1 protein-coding gene is annotated in these 1,758 nt (G+C 42.0%); it reads right to left on the bottom strand.

Going from position 1 to position 1,758, the window contains the following annotated elements:
• A partial coding sequence (locus Q7P05_RS07400; protein WP_303931391.1) for a TonB-dependent siderophore receptor occupies positions 1 to 1,609 on the bottom strand: 1,609 nt, incomplete at its 3' end.
• Between the last annotated feature and the right edge of the window lie 149 nt (positions 1,610 to 1,758).

Here is a 1,758-nt window from a genome sequence, read left to right as displayed (position 1 = left end):
AAGAACCGCTGACACTCATTTTGAGTCGATCAGATAAGCGTCTATTGTACTCAGCTTCGATACCAACATTGTGGAATTTACCACCGTTTACGCGTACTGTTGGACGGCCATTCGCATCAGGCTGCCATTGGAAGAAGTTCTTGAAGTCCATGTAGAATACATCAACCTTCCAGCTATCCTTCTTATTAAGGCGTTTATAACCTAATTCATAGTTCCAGCCCTCTTCAGGCTTAAGATTTTTACCACTTACTGCTGTGTATTGACGGTTTACACTGCGGAATGAATCACTCAAGCTAGGCATCGTATACGCTTTCCCTATATTTAAGTACATGGAGGAATCTTTATTGATGGTATGCAACACTTGGAATTGAGGTGTTAGCACATGTTGGTCCTTAATAGGATCACTAATAGCGGTATAACGCAACCCTAAAATGGCAGTCCATTTTGGATTAATTTCCCGGGAATAGCTGCTATACACCGCATAGGTATTACGATGAGGACGTGTATACACAGGGGCCTGTGTAGCGCGATAGGTTTCTTGTTTACCTGTAATACCAGCAATCAAGTAATCCTTACCACCTCTAAAGTCCCATTCGTGCTGTACATCCATACCATATTGACGGGCTACATAACTAGTATCTGTCGGTTTGAACTGTTTGGCACTATGAACGCGGCTTTCACCACGCATAGTACGGTCATTATAGAACAAGGTGCCTGTCGTATTATCATCCTTGTAAATCAAGGATACGTTGTTGCGGTCATCCTTGTAATTATAGGTCGTAGAATGACGGGCCTGTCTCATAGGATTTGTTTCTGTACTAATCAAGCCAAAGGATGAACGGCTTTCGGCGCGATTATAATTTAAGGTTACCTTATCTGAAAGCTTGCCACTCATAAACACACCTAAGGAGTTACCCTTATTGCGCGTAGTGTAGTAGTCGTAGCCCTTACGACCTGTATAGTCATATCGCACCGGTGTGGATGGATCTTGAGCCCCCCAATATTTTCTATCGATGCCAAAGAGGAATCGATCAGTACCATAGGAAAGGTCAAATCGCTTAGAGCCTCGATTTCCTACAGCTACCGTAGCAGAACCGCCTTCTTTGGAAGGCGTCTTTGTAATGATATTTATGACACCACCTAAAGCTTCTGCTCCATACAAGGTAGACGATGCGCCCTTAACGACCTCAATGCGCTCAATTGCACTCGTAGGAATAGCACCAATTCCACTTTTACCATTTAGATTCATAGGTATACCATTTACGAGAACTAGTGCACCACGATCTAGGCCACGAATATTCGTACGGCTATCCATACCGCCGAAATCTGCACCAGACGCACTAAAGGAGTTGATAGTTACACCTGGTACATTAGATACCGCATCAAAGGCTGTTTTAGCACCACTATTTTGTATATCCTCTTGGGTAATAACAGAAGTCGATACTGGTGTATCTAAATCTAATAACGATGTACGATTAGCGGTAACATTTATGGTAACTTCTTCCTCATTATTGTTCATTGTTACATCTGCAGCATAACTATTAATTGACATAGTAGTTAATGCCATAAGCACTGCTACATAGACTTGTTTATTCATTCGTTTCATCATCCACGCCTCTTTTTTCAATTATTCCATATTATATATAATATTTAATCGTCCATTTGGTAATGTTTGTACCGTGGCGGACACGCCGTAAATATGGCGAATGGTATCCTCTGTCAATACTTCATGAGGGGTACCTGTACACACTACTGAAC

The sequence above is a fragment of the Veillonella dispar genome (assembly GCF_937975875.1).
GTDB classification, from domain to species: Bacteria; Bacillota; Negativicutes; order Veillonellales; family Veillonellaceae; genus Veillonella; species Veillonella dispar_B.
Note: the sequence above shows the minus strand (reverse complement) of the source record. Positions and strands in the feature narration are given on the sequence as shown.